Here is an 18,238-nt window from a genome sequence, read left to right on the forward strand (position 1 = left end):
ATCAAGCTTAGGAATTTAATCTTCCTTATCCTTTTGTAGCCCCTCAAGAGGTGAGGCTTTGGCTTAGTTTTGTAGTTTTGTAGTGTTGTCGCGTAGCGCAAGGCACCATCCCAGATGTTCAGTGCGTTAGGACTAACGTCCATAACGCACCCTATTAAGGCTAATCCGATTTAAGCCAATCGGTAGGGGTTGTAGGTTCGAGGTTGGTGACTTTTGGCATCGCGCGTTTCCAACTCATCCGATTTAACCCAATCGGTAAACAATATCGTTAATTCCTCAACGCCCGTAAGAAACGTTGCAAACCCTTAAAGACATTGGGTTTTTTTGCTGGTGTATCCAGTGTGCCAGAGGGAGACTGTGCCTTAGCTATGATGAAATCCAGATCGTCACCAGATGGCTTTTGCGGTAATTCGGCAATCTTTTCATACTTGCCGCTCTTTTCTAACCAAACTTCCCACATTCTGGGGTAAAAGCGAAATACAGCAGTCTCGTCATCTACAGGGCGGAGATAGTAGCAAGATTCAATTGTATTGACGAAACGTTCACGTAATTGACGCGCTGCATAACCAATACCCACTGCCCCCAAATCTTCTAAGCGGGGGTTTAAGATGACTATCGGGCGATCGCCCACTAATTGAGCCATCTTTTCCACCTCTGCGACTTCCACCGCTGTAGGGGCAACCAGAAAGAAAATTTCATCCTCTGGTTCAATTTTGCGCTCAAGAGGTAATTTTCCTGTACCAATATCAAGAATCTTAAACGGCACATCTGCCCAATCGCGTATCGCAAGCGCAGCACCACCAGCATCTGGGAAGAAAACCTTGAGTCGGGAACCGTATTCTTCAAAAACTGGCAGAAATTGCTCTGCCACAAGCATGGGTTTGAGTTCTGGAATCAAAATTTCAATTTGTAACCGTTTATACCCTTCTGCGAGTGCCGCTTTGGTAGCTTCACGGGCTTGGGCAATTGCATCTTCTAGAGTGTTTGGAAGTTCAGTCATGCTAAATAATTTTGGAATTGAGATTTTAACCGCACCCTCGACGCAGATAAACGCAGATAGCGGTTGCAATTTTATATTTTAAAAGTCAGGGGTAGGGTACATTATCAGTTACCAGTTACCAGTTACCAGTTACCACTGCGGCTGGTACTGTTTTAACTAACGACTAACAACCAATTCTACAGGTGATAGTCGGTGCAAAATCTGCCTCAACACCATTGCCACCCAATCTACATCAGCTTCTGTTGTCTCGCGCCCCAGTGTCATGCGGATAGCGCCCAAAGCTGCGTTTTCTGGGTAACCCATTGCTAATAATACGGGACTAGGACTGAGTTTACCACTATGACAGGCAGCACCAGCACTGATGCCAATGCCTGCTAAATTCATCTGTCGCACTAAAGTTTTGCCGCTGAGTTTTTCTCCATCGGCATATTCTAAGCAAAAACTTACGTGGTGAGGTAGGCGGTGGGTGCAGTCGCCTGTGGGAATCAAACCAGGAATATCTCTTAACTGGGCAAACAGGCGATCGCGTAACTTCATCAGCCGGGGCGTTTCTGTCGGCATTTCTTGAGTTGCCAATTCTGCTGCTACGCCAAACCCAGCGAGTATGGGTACTGCTTGTGTCCCAGAACGCAGTCGCTTTTCTTGTCCCCCACCATTTAGCAAGGGAACCAACTCGACACCAGGACGCACATACAACGCCCCAGCACCTTGCGGTCCATAAATTTTGTGACTGGACATACTCAATAAATCTACGGGAAGGTTTTTCACATTTACAGGCAAGCGTCCTGCCACTTGCACAGCATCTGTATGGAATAAAACACCTGCACTGCGGGCTATATTTCCCAGTTCCTCAATTGGTTGTAATGTTCCAACTTCACTTTGACCGTAAATGACCGACACCAACACAGTATTATCTTGCAACGCCGCCTTTAAAGAAAGAGGATTGACTCTTCCTTTACCATCTACTCCTAAGCGAGTGACTTGCCAGCCCCACAACTCTAACAACCTTGCTGGTTCGGCAACAGCAGAATGTTCAACGTTAGAAATAATGATGTGTTGGGGCTTGGCATACAAATGGGCAACTCCCATAATTGCCAGATTGTTTGCTTCAGTGCCACCAGAAGTAAAAATAATAGATTCAGGATCAGGTGCGTTAATTAAAGGGGCAACCTGCATTCTTGCTTGTTCGACAACCGTTGCTGCGCGTTGTCCCCACTCATGCAAGCTGGAGGGGTTGCCCCACTGTTGGGTGAAAACTGCTTGCATGGCGGCTATTGCTTCTGGGCGAGTAGGAGTAGTTGCGCTGTAATCTAGATAAATTTGCATAACCTATTAGGTGAGAACACGTTGGGCAACGGGTTATTTGTATTTTCAGACTATATAGTTAATCTGCCAAATTCTTACAACTTTGTGGATACCTATCTATACATATATGGTTGGATTTTTTGCCCTGCTTGTACAGCTATACAAAAACACTTAGTTAGTTTTAGCGCTTTGTATCTTTACGTGAGGTTATTAACTGTCCAAATCACGGTGAATACATTACCTGTTGAAAGCAACAATTTCGATGTAGTGCCATTACTTAAAGTAATTGCAAGCGAATAAAATGAACTTCCGTAATACCCGTATTGTTATAACATCTCTTTAAAAGAATACTGATAAAAGATATAACTCAGTTTTCCAACTGAGTTAAATTTATGCGCTATACTTCCTAATTCTTTAATGAAACTCCTTTTCAATTTTATTACTTCTGAGCAACAAAATTTTAAATTTTTAAGAAGAACAATCTTCATATTGCTGCTTTTAAGCAGTGGTGTTGTTCTCGTTAACATTCTTAAACCTTCACCAAAAGTCAAGCTTGTCCAACCTTTACCTCAAGACGCTGCGATTCAAGTCTATTTTAACCAAAATCCGGCGTCTTCCTATGAAGACCCTTACCGACACATTAAGCGCAAGGGAGACAACTTAGAACAGCAAATTATTGATGCTATCAACCAAGCAAACTCAACTGTGGATATAGCAGTCATGGAGTTTAGGCTTACCAAAGTTGCTGAAGCACTCAGCGTTGCTCATAAGCGTGGAGTAAAAGTGAGGGTAATAATAGATAGTAAGTACAACAAAACTTTAGCAGAATATAAACAAGAAGAAATTGCACGGATGAATCGCCATGATAAACGAGCATATGAAGAATTAAAGCGATATCCTGCTGATGCTTTAGCTATGTTACGTTCAAATGGAATTGAGATAAAAGATGACACATCTGGCGGTGCAACTAAAGGTAGTGGACTCATGCACCATAAATTTGTCGTCATAGATGGAAAGACAACTATCATATCTAGCGGCAACTTTACGACATCTGATATGCATGGAGATTTTGGAAATTTTGAAAGTCGTGGCAATCCTAACAACATGATTGTTGTTCCCGATAACCCCGAACTTGCCAAAACTTTAACTGATGAATTTAACTCTATGTGGCAGGGATTATTTAAATCTCAGAAGCCAAAAAGATATCCCGTAACGATTCCAATTGGCACAGGAACTATCACTGTTAACTTCTCGCCAGCCAGCACAAAAGACGACATCGCAACAACCAGTAACGGAATCATTGCCTCCTATGTGCAGCAAGCTAAAAAGAGCGTGCATATTGCGGTATTTGTTTATTCAGACCAAAAGATTAGCGACACTCTTGGTAGTGTACATGATCAAGGAGTTGAAGATATCAAAGTGCTGATAGACCCGGATTTTTTCAGACAAACTTATTCAAAAGCATACGATGCAATGGGTGTTTGTCCCCGACTAGGTAAGAAAAATAGCTTAATTAAAGTTAAACCTTGGAAGCGTCCAATCACCACTGTTGGTTTTCCCACAAGTTCAATAGGCGATCGCGGAGTCCATAGTAAAATGGCTATCTTGGATCAAATGTTAATTATCACTGGTAGTCACAACTGGTCTAATTCAGGAAATTACTTGAATGACGAGACTTTGGTGTTTATACAAAATCCTACGGTTGCCGCACATTATGAGCAAGAATTTAGTCGGCTTTATGCAACAGCAAAGTTGGGGTTGAAAACTCTCCCATCGGCTCAAAAGTGCGAATTACTCGACTTAAAAAACGCAGAACAGAACTCTCAATCAGTAAACCTCGATACATCTCATTCAGAAGAATAAACCTCTAAAAGTGAATTGGAATGAAAATTAAACCACAACGGTGGAAATAGCAGTTTCAGAGACTTCTTGCGTAAGTCCTAATGATGAAAGTCGTTTCTGTCCAGTGTCTACCCTACGGTTATTAACACCTTTTGCAAAAGTGAATTGGAATGAAAATTAAACCACAGATGGACACAGATGGACACAGATGAATTATCTGTGTTCTATGAGTGTTAATCTGTGGTTCTAAATTCTAAATACGGACTTTTGCAAGAATTCTATTGAAAATGGTGAAAGGTGTTAGTTTTAACAGACTTAAGCTATTGCAAGACTGAAATGGAAGATGGAATGGAGTTGAGGCGGTTAATTCAATGTAGTCAAACTTGAATGATAAAGTGATTTTGTAGTGTTTAATGACGATTCATAATTTCTGGGTTGCACCTAAATTGTTGAAAAATTCTGATTCTCGACATCGACTGATTATTTCTGTCGGCTTTGCTGCATTAGTCTCAGTACTATTGCCGTCTTGGCTGCGTTTCCCCTTGCGCATTCTCTGTGCTTGGAACTCAGGCGCTGACTGTTTCCTAGGCTTGACTTGGTGGATAATGATCAGGGCGACTCCAGAAAAAATGCGCCGTTTTGCGCGAGTCGAATATCAAGGACGTGTAGCTATCTTAACCTTCATTGTTGCTGCTGCTTGTGCCAGCGTGTTGGCAATAGGGTTCCTACTCAGTGATAATAAAAAAAATCTATCAACAATTCTCCTCAGCCTACACGTCATGCTTGCTGTCATGACGATTGTCAGTTCTTGGTTACTAGTACATACTATATTCGCCCTGCTATACGCACACACTTATTATCAACTAAGCAATAGCAATACAGAGCAAATAGCTGGTGGTTTAGATTTTCCTAATGACGAAGAACCAGATTATTGGGACTTCTTATATTTCTCTTTTATCATTGGCATGACGAGCCAAGTTTCAGATGTGCAGACCATATCACGTTCTATGAGGCGTTTGGCTCTACTACATGGAGTATTATCCTTCTTTTTCAATACCACAATTTTGGCTATGAGCATCAATATTATTGCCGCGCTGATTTGAAGATTTTTGCTAAAGCGTGCTATTATTTGGCTCTCCTGTTTGAGTCTCTGCCAAAGGTATGGTAATTTTTTATCTCTGCTTACAGAAAGAGGAAAATCTGCCTTGAACTTCTTAATATAAATCCAAGTCTAAATAATCGGAGTGGGTTTATGAAGATAGATGAATTAGGTCAAGATGTAAAAGAACAACTACCTCAAGAAGCCCAGCAGATTTTCGTTGCGGCATTCAATGCTGCCCACAGCGATGGATTGAGTGAAGAGGGTGCTCGTCAAGTTGCTTGGAACAGCGTCAAGAACCAGTACAAGCAAGGTGATGATGGCAAATGGCACATCAAGGCAGACGAAACTGCCAATCCTAATAAACCTATAACGATTGGCGGTTATTAAGTCCTTTCTAACTAAATATGAAAAAAAAGGCGTTTTGTAGTTTGTACAAACCGCCTTTTACTCATTTGCAATTTTTCACGCATATTTCTTACAATACATAGTTATTGTCGCCACAAACAACTTGATTTCATTAAAAAAAACTGCTATTTTATATGCTGCTTGAAAAAGACGAAATCTCTATTCGTCTTATGCAAGATGATATACAGGATTATCAGTTGATGGCAAAATGGCTAACTGACGATAAAGTATTGAAATATTATGAAGGTAGAGATAATCCCTTTCCTTTAGACAGAATTATAGAATCGTACCAGCCTATAGTTAGAGGAAATGATCCAGCCATTCCCTGCCTCTTCTACTATAAAAATACCCCTATTGGTTACTTACAGTATTACTCGTTAAATGACTTACCTGAAAGCGACAGACAAATGTATTGTCTGGAAGAAACAGATAATGTCTATGCAATGGATTTATTTATAGGCGAAACCCAATATTGGAGCCAGGGAATTGGCACAAAACTGATTTCAGTGGTTGTCAACTATCTTTTTGAGGAATTGGAAGCCAAAAAAGTTGTCATAGATCCACAAGTGTGGAACACTCGCGCTATCGGCTGTTACGAAAAATGTGGTTTTGTTAAAATCAAGCTGTTGCGCGAACATGAACTGCACGAGGGAAAGTACTGGAATTGCTGGTTAATGGCAATTGAACGAAAGAAATCAGTACACTTATATTAAGTTACCCTGCTGGGATCGACGTTCCCATAGACCGATGAGTGAACAACCTGCTAGAATTTGTATCCTTGGTGGAGGCTTTGGTGGTCTCTACACCGCCCTACGCTTAAGCCAGCTTCCTTGGGAACCTTTGCAAAAACCCGAAATGGTTCTGGTGGATCAAAGCGATCGCTTTCTCTTCTCCCCCTTCCTCTACGAACTTTTGACTGGGGAATTGCAAACCTGGGAAATTGCCCCACCCTATGAAGAACTTTTGCAAAACACAGGTGTACGTTTTTGTCAAGGTGCTGTATCGGGAATTGATATAGATCAGCGACGGGTACACTTACACGATGGACCAGAAATTTCCTATGACCGATTGGTGTTGGGGCTGGGTGGTGAAACACCACTGGATATTGTCCCTGGGGCAACATCTTATGCTTATCCGTTCCGGGCGATCGCAGATGCATATCGTTTGGAAGAACGCCTGCGACTTTTAGAAGAATCGGATGCAGATAAAATCAGGGTAGCAATTGTCGGTGCTGGTTACAGTGGTGTAGAGTTAGCTTGCAAACTAGCAGACAGACTAGGGGAAAGAGGACGATTTCGGCTGATTGAAGTGTCCGACCAAATTTTGCGAACCTCCCCAGACTTCAACAGAGAAGCAGCCACCAAAGCTTTAGAAGCACGGGGTGTCTTTATCGATTTAGAAACCAAGGTAGAATCAATTGCTCAAGACAGCATCTCATTAGAGTACAAGAATCAAGTAGATACGATTCCTGTGGATTTGGTAATTTGGACAGTCGGAACGCGGGTATCACCTGTGGTGAGAAACCTTCCTGTTAAGCAAAACCAGCGCGGTCAAATCAGCACCACATCAACTCTCCAAGTCCATGATCATCCTGAAATTTTTGCTTTGGGAGATTTAGCAGATTGCCTTGATGCTGAAGGTCAGCAAGTCCCTGCAACAGCACAAGCTGCTTTCCAACAAGCAGATTATGCAGCTTGGAACATCTGGGCAAGTTTGACCAATCGTCCTCTGCTTCCCTTCCATTATCAGTTCTTAGGTGAAATGATGGCACTGGGAATAGACAGCGCCACCCTCACTGGTTTAGGCGTTAAACTAGAAGGTCCTTTGGCATACGTAGCGCGTCGTCTTGCCTATCTCTATCGGCTGCCAACCTTAGACCATAAACTTAAAGTTGGTTTTAACTGGCTCGCTCGCCCTATTATAGAGGCACTGTCTGAATAGCAATCAGCCTTCATCAGTACTGAGTGCTGAGTAAATTCCCTACGGATAAAGCTTGCCATTACCCACATTTTTAATTCATAGTGAGTCTTTGTCAGTGGCAAATCCACTTAACAGTGACACAAAGAAGGCTTTAGAAAAATGTGGGTAACGATGAGCAGATACCAAGGGATTGAACAAGGGAAAAAAGTTTTTCTCCATGAATAAATTTGGAGAGATAAAACCTTTTCCTGAGCGCCAAATATTGCGGAAAATAGAAAATATAAAAATTATATACTCAGGATTCAGGGCTGTTTTGGTCAGCGCTGATACCTGATAGCTAATAACTGATAATTTATGAAGGAAAAACCGAAAGTTATCTTTTTAGATGCTGTTAACACACTCTTTGGAGTCAAAGGCAGTGTGGGAGAAATTTATAGTCACATAGCGCAGGAATTTGGCGTCGAAGTTTCAGCCGATACTTTAAACAAAGCATTCATCCAAAGTTTTAAAGCTGCGCCACCACCCATATTTCCAGATGCAGAAGAACAAGATATTCCCCAACGCGAATTTGATTGGTGGCTTGACATTGCTCAAAACACCTTTGAGGCTGCAGGCGTTCTCGATAAATTTTCCGATTTCTCTACTTTTTTCAGTGAACTCTACATCCACTTCGGGACTGCTGAGGCGTGGTTTATCTATCCCGATGTCCTACCAGCTTTAATCAACTGGCGGCGGTTGGGAATTGAACTGGGGATACTGTCCAATTTCGATTCCCGTATTTACTCAGTTTTGCAAAGTCTGGAACTCAGAGACTTTTTTAAATCTATCACCATTTCCACCCAAGCAGGTGCCGCTAAACCTGATGGCAAAATTTTTGCCACAGCCTTGGAAAAACATAATTGTTCACCAGAAGCTGCATGGCATATTGGTGACAGTATCACAGAAGATTATCACGGAGCTAGGGCAGCCGGACTCAGAGGGATTTGGATCAATCGTCAGAATTAGTTGTTAGTTGTTGGCAAACGAGGAACAACTAACAACTAACCATCATGCAATTTGCCTTGCCTCATCCTCTAGTAAACGAATGAGTTGTTGGTCCCCTTTTTCTCTTGCTGCTAGCAGGCGACGTTCTAAATTACGGCGGATATTGGTGAGATGAGTTTCAGTTAACTCACCGCCCATTTTTTCTGGTTTACCAACCTGTGCAGCACTTGTTGCATCGCTATGCTGCTTGGACAAAATCATGAACTCCACCTGTACTGGATCGCCGATGTAATGAGACACACCACGATACTTCAACTCAGCAGTTGGTTGAGTGTGAGGAATATGTCTGGGGTAGTTGCGTTTCCATGTCCCACCCCGATAGTTTCCGCTGATTTCACTAGCGGTGGGTTCAAGGATCAGGGGATTGTGTTCATAATCAACACCACGATATGTGAGTTTCATTTGCTTCGCCTCTTTGAGAAATTGATTGTCTAAGGTTATGAATGAAATGAGGCGCGTTCCTTGGGGATATTTCCCTACTTCCGTCTTCACAAGCCTTCTGACTGAAAAAATCAATTTTTCAGTGGCTTATTAAAGATGAACGGTTTTATTTCTGTATCTATTGTAACTTTTTTTTAAACAATAGGAAAGATGTAATATAAATTAATGAAAAGAATATAATGTTATACTCGTTTATAACGAGTTCTGGGAAGTTTAACGACAGTGGTACGTTAGCACAACAAACACGCCTATCAGTTAAGCCGCTTCAATCGGACTAAATGTCCGAGTCATTCTGATTATCTGTTTGTTGTCATCGTTATTGGAGTCGCTGTGAATATTCCTTCCTCTTATCTGGAAAAGATTCGTTCTGTTTATCCAAATATTTCTTTTGACCATCTGGATTTTAATCAAGATGGAATGGTCAATGACGTGGTAGTGGTTAATCATGACCTCGTCTGTCGCTTTGCCAAAACAGATTGGGGAAAAGAGGTTCTTTCTCATGAAGCCAAAGTGCTGGAAGTGGTGCAAAAATATGTTGATTTACGAGTTCCGCGCTTTGAACACCTAGAAGAAGGCTTTGTCAGCTACAGATTTATTAAAGGTGAACCGCTTTCCCGCAACACGCTGCTGAAGCTGAATGCAAACAAACAAGCCCATGTTATTTCCCAACTTGCCAGATTTCACCAACAGTTGCACAGCATCCCAAATCAAGTGTTAATGAATGCTGGGGTATCTTCCTCTGGTGCAGTGCGATCGCCCCAAAATTGGTTACAGTTATACGAGCAAGTTCAAGAAACCCTCTTTCCTCACTTGTGGCGTCATCAGCAAACTTGGATACACGAACTTTTTGCGCCTGTGGTATCTGGTGAACTTGACCTGAGTTACACGCCCGTACTGATCGACGGCGATAAGGCTGTGTATCACATCCTGTTTGACCCTATGTCAGACAAGATTAGCGGTCTTATCGATTTTGGTACTGCTGGCTTGGGCGACCCGGCTTGTGACATTGCCGTGCAACTCGGTAATTACGGAGAAAGTATTGTGAGGCGTATGGAAAGCGACTATCCTATGTTACCGGATGTCATCGATCGGGCACGCTTCTGGGTAGGGACACTTGAGCTTCAGTGGGCGTTAGCCGGGATAAAGTATAAAGATATCTCCCTGTCATTGGCGCATATTGGTTTGGCGAGAGAGGTGAAACCTATAGGTACACGCCTAAGTTAACCTGCGATCGCCTTTACATTTTTGAATGAGCGAATGCGTGAATTTTGAATTGCTTAAGACCCTACCTGTAACACTTGCACCTCAACTCCCGCAGAAATAAGTGTCTGACCCACTGGTAGAATAGCTAAGCCGTTGGTTTGAGCCAAATTAATCAAGTTCCCAGAATTTTGCAGCCCACCTGCTGGCTGAAATTCGTAAACTCCATCTAAGACGCGCAACTGACCCCAAACGTAAGTTTCGCGCTTACCATCAGAGCGCAATTCCTGACGCGCCACTGCTTTGACAAACGTTGGTTCCCAACCTTCAGCAAGCCCTGAAAGTTTTTTGATGGCGCTTTGTACAAACCGCCAAAATGTCACCAAAGCAGCAACAGGGTTTCCTGGCAAACCAAAGTACAAAACTGGACGTGTATCGTTGCCAAATGTGGCAACTGTTAAGGGTTTCCCAGGTTTGGTCGCAACAGCACGAATGTGAATTTTGCCTCCTAGTGACTCTAGAATTTGCTCAACATAGTCATAATCTCCCACAGAGACACCGCCGGAAGAGAGAACCACATCAGCTTGAGTTATGGCGTCGGCGATCGCTTCCTTGAGTGCTTCTGGTTCATCCTTAACAATTCCTAACATTAAGGGTTGGGCACCACTCTGCTTGACCAAACTGAAGAGGGCATATCGGTTTGAATCCACAATTTGCCCTGGTTGCAACGGTTTGTCAGGTGTGACTAGTTCATTACCTGTAGACAAAACAGCGACACGAGGGCGGCGAAAAACTTTCAATTGCGTACACTGAACTGCAGCTAATACAGCAATTTCTGGAGGTTGCAATCGAATCCCTGCTGGTAGTAATTGCGTCCCAGCTTTGTAGTAACTTCCCTGATACCTAACAAATTCTTGCGGTTTTGGGGCAGCAAGGATGAACACACGGTTTTCTTCTGTGCGTGTTCTTTCCTGCATCACAACTGTATCCGCACCCGTAGGCATTACCCCACCTGTGAAAATCCGCGCCGCTTGCCCTGATTGAATTGTAGATTGAGGTTGCACCCCAGCAGGGATTTCTGCAACAATTTCTAAAACTGCCGGCTTTTCCTCGCTACAGTCCTGCACATCTTCGTACCGTACTGCGTAGCCATCCATCGCTGAGTTGTCCCAGTGAGGAAAATCGAGTTGACTGGTGACGGGAGATGCCAGAATGCGATCGCTAGCTGCCAACAAATCAACAAATTCTGTATCCTGTTCAATATTCAGGGGTTGCACCAAATTTAAAATAATTGCTTCTGCATCGCTTGCTGACAGCATGGTATTGCCTCTGACTTTGTAACGTTTAATTTTTATGCTGCTAAAAATATTGCAAATTTATGAGTTCACCGAAGGGAGTCATTATCGGTTACAAGTAGGTGCATGGATATGACAACAAAGTTATGCCACCATTATCCATGATCTCCTACCAACAGTGATCGCTGACACAACTTCCAGTGGTCGTTGTCACTACTAGTGTGGATAAGCAGGATATATTAAGGTTTTATCACCTAAATGGCAACTGCACTTGCAAAGCGGATTGATATTTATTAATTTCTTCATACAGCAGTTTTCTCGAATTTGTGAAATAGACCTTTAGTAAATAAACTGCACGCCTTCGGACAGAAAAGTCTGATTTGAGGAAACCTCCGATTAGAACTGAGAGTGGAACACACAGGAGGAAGAGATTTTCGCGCGCTCATTTAGGATTGCTAAATCGTACAGTTGATTAATGATTTTTCCCTAGCAGCAGTTAAGTTCCCACCAAAATAAATTTCTTTTATGGACACGGCATCAATTAATATTCTTTTAGTAGAAGATAGTGCCAGTGATGCCAAATTGCTACAGCAAACACTTTGGCACTTAGGCGGGGAAAGATGGCAGGTGGTACATTTTGAACGGCTAAGTGACGCAATCGATAGTTGTAGCAAAAGTACCTTTGACATAGTTTTATTAGACCTTTCTCTGCCTGATTCTAAAGGATTGAACACCCTAGCAGAATTTTACGCAGCAGCACCGAATATCCCGATTGTGGTATTGACAAGGTGTGAGGATGAAGAAATTGCCTTACAAGCAGTGGCAAAAAAGGCACAGGATTATCTGGTCAAGGGACAAATCACGCCCAACTTACTACGGCGTGCTATTCGCTATGCTATTGAGCGGGGACAAATTCTTAAGCAACTCAGAGAAAGTGAGCATCGATTACGGGCAATTTTTGAACAGACATTCCAATCGATGGCGCTGTTAACTCCTGAGGGAATGATTCTAGAAATTAATCAAACTGCCCTTAACTTATGTGGTGGTGAACAACAAGATTGTGTTGGCAAACCGTTTTGGGAACTTGAAAGCTGGAATTTCTCTTCTACAAATCAGGAGTGGTTGAAAAGTCTTATTGCCAAAGCTGCTGATGGTGAATTTGTCCGCCATGAATTACAGGTACACAGCGCAAACAATATGATGGTGTGGATTGACTTTTCTCTCAAACCATTAAAAGACGAAACCGGGAAAGTGGTGCTGCTGATTGTCGAAGGTCGGGATATTAGCGAGAGCAAACGCGCTGAAGCAGAACTTGTCAACGCATGGGTACAGGAACGAGAACTCAACGAAATGAAATCTAACTTTGTTTCGATGGTTTCTCATGAGTTCCGTAATCCGATGACTGTGATTCGGACAGCAGTAGAACTCCTGGAATTATACAACCACCAGCTGAGTGACCAGCAAAAAAGTCAATACTTTGGCAAAATTCAAACTGCCATTCGTCAGATGCTGCAATTATTAGATGAAATTTTATTTTTAGGTAGAAGTGATGCAGGCAAACTACAATATGAACCGACACCGCTAGATTTAGAAGATTTCTGCAGCGAACTCACACAAACTTTGCAACTGGCTGCTAGTGGTAAACATCAAATTATCTTTAGCTTTCAAGGGGAACAGACCTCAGTTGAAGTGGATGAAAACCTGCTGCGTTACATTTTGACTAACTTACTTTCCAATGCCATCAAGTATTCTCCTCAAGGCGGCAATATTCGATTTAACGTCCTCTGTCAAGATGATACCGCCACTTTCCAAATCCAAGATTCTGGGATTGGTATTCCATTGAAAGACCAACAACGTTTGTTTGAAACTTTCCATCGCGCTAGCAATGTGGGTGGTATTCCAGGAACGGGACTAGGGCTGTCGATAGTCAAAAAGTGTGTGGATCTGCATCAAGGTCAGATCTACTTACAAAGCCAAGTGGGAGTAGGGACAACATTTACAGTGAAACTCCCCTTGAATCATCACGATGCGCAGTCTTTGGAACTTGTTGAAAGTTACTAAAATTTACAGAAATCAACTGCTTTGTTCTTATTCACGGGGACTGGGGATTGGGGACTGGGGACTGGGGACTGGGAAAATGTTCTTAGGGATTTCCAAGAAATAAATTATCCATTTTGTGGGGTGGGCAGGAAAGCCCGCCCTCGATCTGAACAGGCGAGACGCCCGTTCCACAAGAGATTTTTGGATACTTTTTTATTTGGAAGTCCCTTACAGGATTTGGGGGGGTTTGAATCCCCGTCCATAATAATCCCTAATCCCTAATCCCTAATCCCCAATCCCTAATCCCCAATCCCCAATTCAATTTAAATTAAGGTAGAGGGAAAACAAAACTAGCTTCCAAATTCTATATAAAAAATACGTATTTTATTATGTCGATTGAACGAGTTACCCCAAAACACTATCCCAAAGTTGACTTTGGGCGAAGAGGCATGGCATTAGGGATTGATTTCCTTTGTGTCTGGATAGTGAGTTCCCTATTGGGAAGTTCCCAAGTCGGTGTCCAAGTTGTTCAGATACTGGTCTTCGCAATTTTTTGGGTGATTTTGCGGGTCATTGTGCCTTATAACAATCAAGGGCAGAGTTTAGGGCGTTATGCTGTTGATATCAAGGTGCTGGAAGTCGAGGCGGGCAAACTTCCTGATTTGCAATCTCTTTTGAAGCGAGAAGGAATAATTGGGCTTGGTGCGCTTCTCGTTTCCATCGCCCTGAGTAACATCATACGTAATCCCACTGCTATACTGCTATTGATTCCCTTAGCAATTGACTGTGGTGCAGCTTTCTCTGATACCCAACTGCGGCAAGCTTTGCATGACCGCTACGTCAAGACTATGGTCGTTTCGTCGCGTCGTGGCTATTCGCTAGACATTAAAATTAAAAAATTAGTTGAAAAAGCACGCAGTAATATGAGACAATAGGTATTTGTGTTAATTCTCTTCATCCGATTTTTGTAAGATTATGGCTAAGAGTAAAGGTGTCCGCATAATAGTGACACTGGAGTGTACTGAGTGTCGGACTAACGTAGACAAGCGCTCTCCCGGTGTTTCGCGTTATACAAGTACGAAGAATCGTCGGAACACAACCAACAGACTAGAACTGAAAAAGTTCTGCCCTCACTGCAACAAACATACCGTTCACAAGGAAATTAAGTAACAATGAGCTACTACCGTCGTCGTCTATCCCCGATTAAGCCGGGAGAACCAATTGATTACAAAGATGTAGATTTGTTGCGTAAGTTTGTCACCGAGCGGGGTAAGATACTACCTCGGCGCATTACTGGGCTGACATCTCAGCAACAGCGAGATTTGACATTAGCAATTAAACGCGCTCGCCTTGTGGCTTTGTTGCCGTTTATCAATGCCGAAGGCTAATAATAGTTAAGAGTGATGAGTTAAGAGTGATGAGTTATTTACTCCTAACTCGTAACTCAACAGCGAAATCAAAAATCAAAATTCAAAACTCTATCAATAATTGCAAGGCTTGTGGAGAAGGGGACGCTAGTTGAATTTCGAGTTGGTAGCGATCGCCGTTTGGGTGTAGTAGACCGTCCAGACGGCAAAGCGCGTATGTTTGTGGTAGATGAACGGGGTCAAGCCCACAGTCTCGCACCTCGGCAAATCAGCTACGCAGTGACCGGGGAAGCCTACAAGCCTTCGCAGATCCCGGAGTTTCTGGAGGAGGTAAAGCCTTATTTAGATCCCTCCAGTTTAGAGGTGGCTTGGGAATTACTGGTAGAAGGCGGGGAAACAGTGACGCCAGCCGAAATGGCAAATCTCCTGTTTTCAGAATCAGAAGCACCTCATCGCTACGCAGCGTATTACTTGTTATCAGACGATAAAATTTACTTTAAGCAGAAGGGAGAGGCTTACGAGCCACGGAGTGCATCTCAAGTAGCGGAACGCAAACACCAGCTTGAGATAGAGGCGCTAAAAGCTAAGGGACAGCAAGAATTTCTCGCTAGAGTAGAACAAGCGCTCAGGGGTGAACCAGTAGAGTGGCAACGCCACGACCGCCACCGCTTGGAAGCCCTGGAAAAATATGCGGCGCTACTTGCTGATATTATACGTGTGGGGTTAAACTATGACTCTCTCGCTCGCGCCTATCCTCCCCCAGCGTTAGTCTTGGAAACGATGAATATGCTGGGACGCCCCGCAACCCCCCAAGGATCCTTTCAATTGTTAGTAGACTTGGGGTGGTGGAGTCCGCATGAGAACTTATTTGTGCGTCGTTCGTCAATTCCCGTACAATTTGCTAGCAAGGTATTAGAAGTGGCGCAACAGCGATTGGAATCACATCCGCCCGATCAAGATGTCAACCGCTTGGATCTGACCCATCTGAAGGTGTATACAATCGATGATGAAAGTACTACCGAGATAGATGATGGTCTAAGTTGGGAATTACTTCCCGATGGCACAGAGCGGTTGTGGGTGCATATTGCTGATCCTACGCGTTGGTTGATGCCAGAAGATGAGTTAGATTTAGACGCGAGAAAGCGAGGCAGTACAGTTTATTTGCCCACAGGCATGGTTCCTATGTTCCCTGAGGTTCTAGCAACAGGACCAATGAGTCTGGTGCAGGGAAAGGTATGTTGTGCCCTGAGTTTTGGGATTGTTTTAGATGACACTGGGGCAGTAGAAGATTATAGCATTCATCCAAGTTTTATTAAACCGACTTATCGCCTAACCTACGAAGATGTCGATGAAATGTTGGATTTGGGCGTACAGGCGGAATCAGAAATTGCGGCGATCGCCAATTGGGCACGAAGACGGAAAAGTTGGCGGTATGCCCAAGGAGCAATCAGTATCAACATGCCGGAGGCAATGATCAAAGTCAAAGGCGATGATATTAGTATTGAAATCTTAGAAGACTCCACAGCACGGCAATTGGTAGCCGAAATGATGATTGTTGCCGGTGAAGTTGCTGCTCGTTATGGTCAAAAGCATAACATTCCGTTACCCTTTCGCGGTCAGCCACAGCCGGAATTACCTCCTGAGCAGGAATTATTACAGCTGCCAGCAGGATTCGTCCGCGCCTGTGCTATGCGGCGTTGTATGCCCAAGAGCGAAATGAGCATTACCCCCGTGCGTCATGCTGGTTTAGGTTTAGAGACTTACACCCAAGCCACTTCCCCCATCCGTCGCTATAGTGATTTGCTCACTCACTTTCAACTTAAAGCTCACCTGCGCGGTGAAAATCTGCCCTTTTCCGCAGAACAATTGAAAGAAGTCATGATGACCGTCTCTTCAATCACCCAAGAGGTGACGATGGTAGAACGGCAAACGAATAGATATTGGGCTTTAGAGTATCTGCGCCGTCATCCTGAGGAAATTTGGGAAGCAACAGTGCTGATGTGGTTGAGAGAAGACAGTGGCTTGGCTCTGATTTTGCTAGAAGATTTGGGCTTGCAGTTGCCAATGTTATTTAAACGTTCTGTGAAGTTGGGCGAACAGCTGTTAGTTAAAGTCTTTCACGCCGATCCACATAAAGATGTGATTCAGTTTCAGGAAATCATTTATCAAGAAGCGCAACCTGCAGCGAATTAAGCTGCTTTCTATAAGTATAACATAATACGGTTGAGTTAAGATTTTTACTGAAACTTGAGGATGTGTAGAGACGCGTCATGGCGCGTCTTTACATTGTCTGGGTGACGCCGCTTGCGGGATAGATAGTTTTTTCCTAAGTTGCTAACGCTTGCATCAACAAAAACCACTTATGCCACAATACGGTTGGTGTTAGTGGTCTTAATCCTTAAAGATCCCCCAACCCCCTTAAAAAGGGGGCTACATTCCCCCCCTTTATAAGTAATACCAATTTGAAAAAAGAATGCAACACATGGATAAGACCCCTCCCCAACCCGGACCAAGGCATCGGGGAGGGTGCCCGATAGGGCGGGTGGGGTTATCTGTCGCAAACATTTTTTGAATTGGTGGGGGGTTAAGGGGGATCTTGCCTTATCACCAAGCGTATTGACTTATGCCAGCGTTACACTGGTTTTCTGTAAGGTGGGCATTGCTCACCAATATCTCAAATGTACACCGGGTTTTTACGGGCAATGCCCACCCTACGATTTGTGGTCTAATCATAAGAATAAGCGCTGTAAGCAAGGACATTTTTGCAAGAACTCAGCCGCCTTGCGTTCTGCATCTGGGTTATTGGTATGTGCTGGTGTCGGTCGAATAATGCCAGCAAATAAATCATCCAAGCCATAGGGGGTGAAAAATTGCCATTGCCCTTGTGCATCTTGCCTCACACCCACAGCAGTAGCGGTGTGCAACCAGTTTGTGATGCCATCCTCTGTGCTAGTGTATGTTCTGCGACCAGAACGCCAACGAGCAAAACTCGCTTGATTTTTGACATCAAATAGGTAATCAGGAAATTGTTCTGTGAGGGTGGACTTGGCTGCTAATTCTTGGGAACGGTCTCCCTCGGCATCAAAAAATGCAATGTCAAAATCTTTGATGATTAATTGACAGTCATCGCCAAAAAGCTTTCTCCAAACAGTATTTCTTACCGCACCACCTGCTAACCACCAATAAGGAAGGTTAATTTGAGCGATCGCAGGTAATACATTGCCAATAGGGGAATCGGCTAAGAGTATTTGTAGGCGAGTGGCAGTATTCATAAACT

Annotated in this window: 17 protein-coding genes and 1 riboswitch; of the genes, 12 read left to right on the forward strand and 5 right to left on the reverse strand. The window is 43.5% G+C overall.

Features of this window, described 5'->3' with window-relative positions; genetic code table 11:
- Positions 1 to 268 precede the first annotated feature (268 nt).
- Both AACT52_RS26535 and AACT52_RS26540 read right to left on the reverse strand, forming a co-directional pair.
- Positions 269 to 1,000, reverse strand: a complete 732-nt coding sequence (locus tag AACT52_RS26535) for a DUF1995 family protein (RefSeq protein WP_073634021.1) — start codon at positions 998 to 1,000, stop codon at positions 269 to 271.
- Between the two features lie 156 nt (positions 1,001 to 1,156).
- A complete protein-coding gene (locus AACT52_RS26540) occupies positions 1,157 to 2,326 on the reverse strand; it encodes a cysteine desulfurase family protein (protein ID WP_073634022.1) in 1,170 nt (389 codons plus the stop codon).
- 468 nt (positions 2,327 to 2,794) lie between these two features.
- On the opposite strand from AACT52_RS26540, the gene AACT52_RS26545 reads away from it, so the two are divergent.
- The 6 genes from AACT52_RS26545 to AACT52_RS26570 all read left to right on the forward strand — a co-directional run bounded on the left by AACT52_RS26545 (position 2,795) and on the right by AACT52_RS26570 (position 8,579).
- Complete coding sequence (locus AACT52_RS26545) at positions 2,795 to 4,168, forward strand: phospholipase D-like domain-containing protein (protein ID WP_233154082.1); 1,374 nt, start codon at positions 2,795 to 2,797, stop codon at positions 4,166 to 4,168.
- 392 nt (positions 4,169 to 4,560) lie between these two features.
- Positions 4,561 to 5,250, forward strand: coding sequence for a DUF1345 domain-containing protein (locus tag AACT52_RS26550; RefSeq protein ID WP_073634024.1), 690 nt, complete (start codon positions 4,561 to 4,563; stop codon positions 5,248 to 5,250).
- A 149-nt stretch (positions 5,251 to 5,399) separates the two neighbouring features.
- Positions 5,400 to 5,636: a ChaB family protein gene (locus tag AACT52_RS26555; RefSeq protein WP_073634025.1), complete on the forward strand. Its 237-nt coding sequence runs from the start codon at positions 5,400 to 5,402 to the stop codon at positions 5,634 to 5,636.
- 152 nt (positions 5,637 to 5,788) lie between these two features.
- Positions 5,789 to 6,367, forward strand: coding sequence for a GNAT family N-acetyltransferase (locus tag AACT52_RS26560; RefSeq protein WP_073634026.1), 579 nt, complete (start codon positions 5,789 to 5,791; stop codon positions 6,365 to 6,367).
- 34 nt (positions 6,368 to 6,401) lie between these two features.
- Complete coding sequence (locus AACT52_RS26565; protein ID WP_073634027.1) at positions 6,402 to 7,595, forward strand: NAD(P)/FAD-dependent oxidoreductase; 1,194 nt, start codon at positions 6,402 to 6,404, stop codon at positions 7,593 to 7,595.
- A gap of 333 nt (positions 7,596 to 7,928) precedes the next feature.
- Entirely contained in the window at positions 7,929 to 8,579 is a 651-nt protein-coding gene (locus tag AACT52_RS26570) for an HAD-IA family hydrolase (protein WP_073634028.1), read from the forward strand.
- A gap of 42 nt (positions 8,580 to 8,621) precedes the next feature.
- Here the strand turns inward: AACT52_RS26570 and pirA are convergent, their stop codons facing one another.
- Positions 8,622 to 9,020: an arginine synthesis PII-interacting regulator PirA gene (gene pirA / locus AACT52_RS26575; RefSeq protein ID WP_073634049.1), complete on the reverse strand. Its 399-nt coding sequence runs from the start codon at positions 9,018 to 9,020 to the stop codon at positions 8,622 to 8,624.
- Positions 9,021 to 9,070: 50 nt separating this feature from the next.
- A riboswitch (Glutamine riboswitch) is annotated at positions 9,071 to 9,164 on the reverse strand.
- A gap of 225 nt (positions 9,165 to 9,389) precedes the next feature.
- Between pirA and AACT52_RS26580 the strand changes: the two genes are divergently transcribed.
- Entirely contained in the window at positions 9,390 to 10,283 is an 894-nt protein-coding gene (locus tag AACT52_RS26580) for a phosphotransferase (protein ID WP_233154083.1), read from the forward strand.
- Positions 10,284 to 10,336: 53 nt separating this feature from the next.
- Here AACT52_RS26580 and AACT52_RS26585 read toward each other — a convergent pair whose 3' ends face one another.
- On the reverse strand, positions 10,337 to 11,578 hold the full coding sequence (locus tag AACT52_RS26585) for a molybdopterin molybdotransferase MoeA (protein WP_073634030.1): 1,242 nt from the start codon (positions 11,576 to 11,578) through the stop codon (positions 10,337 to 10,339).
- Positions 11,579 to 12,079: 501 nt separating this feature from the next.
- Here AACT52_RS26585 and AACT52_RS26590 point away from each other — a divergent pair.
- From AACT52_RS26590 to AACT52_RS26610, 5 genes are all read left to right on the forward strand, one after another.
- Positions 12,080 to 13,615, forward strand: coding sequence for a hybrid sensor histidine kinase/response regulator (locus AACT52_RS26590; RefSeq protein ID WP_073634031.1), 1,536 nt, complete (start codon positions 12,080 to 12,082; stop codon positions 13,613 to 13,615).
- 368 nt (positions 13,616 to 13,983) lie between these two features.
- Positions 13,984 to 14,529: an RDD family protein gene (locus AACT52_RS26595; protein WP_073634032.1), complete on the forward strand. Its 546-nt coding sequence runs from the start codon at positions 13,984 to 13,986 to the stop codon at positions 14,527 to 14,529.
- A 40-nt stretch (positions 14,530 to 14,569) separates the two neighbouring features.
- Positions 14,570 to 14,764 carry a 50S ribosomal protein L33 gene (gene rpmG, locus AACT52_RS26600; RefSeq protein WP_073634033.1) on the forward strand — a complete coding sequence of 65 codons (195 nt, stop codon included), beginning with the start codon at positions 14,570 to 14,572 and terminating at the stop codon, positions 14,762 to 14,764.
- Between the two features lie 2 nt (positions 14,765 to 14,766).
- Positions 14,767 to 14,982 (forward strand): 30S ribosomal protein S18, encoded by a 216-nt coding sequence (gene rpsR, locus AACT52_RS26605; RefSeq protein ID WP_041038502.1) that lies wholly within the window; start codon positions 14,767 to 14,769, stop codon positions 14,980 to 14,982.
- A 111-nt stretch (positions 14,983 to 15,093) separates the two neighbouring features.
- The gene (locus tag AACT52_RS26610; RefSeq protein WP_073634034.1) at positions 15,094 to 17,154 is read left to right on the forward strand and encodes a ribonuclease catalytic domain-containing protein; all 2,061 of its coding nucleotides are present in this window, start codon (positions 15,094 to 15,096) and stop codon (positions 17,152 to 17,154) included.
- Positions 17,155 to 17,690: 536 nt separating this feature from the next.
- Here AACT52_RS26610 and AACT52_RS26615 read toward each other — a convergent pair.
- Complete coding sequence (locus AACT52_RS26615; protein WP_073634035.1) at positions 17,691 to 18,233, reverse strand: nucleotidyltransferase family protein; 543 nt, start codon at positions 18,231 to 18,233, stop codon at positions 17,691 to 17,693.
- Positions 18,234 to 18,238: the final 5 nt, after the last annotated feature.

It is taken from the genome of Scytonema sp. HK-05, assembly GCF_963872035.1.
In the GTDB taxonomy this organism is placed as follows: Bacteria; Cyanobacteriota; Cyanobacteriia; order Cyanobacteriales; family Nostocaceae; genus Kalymmatonema.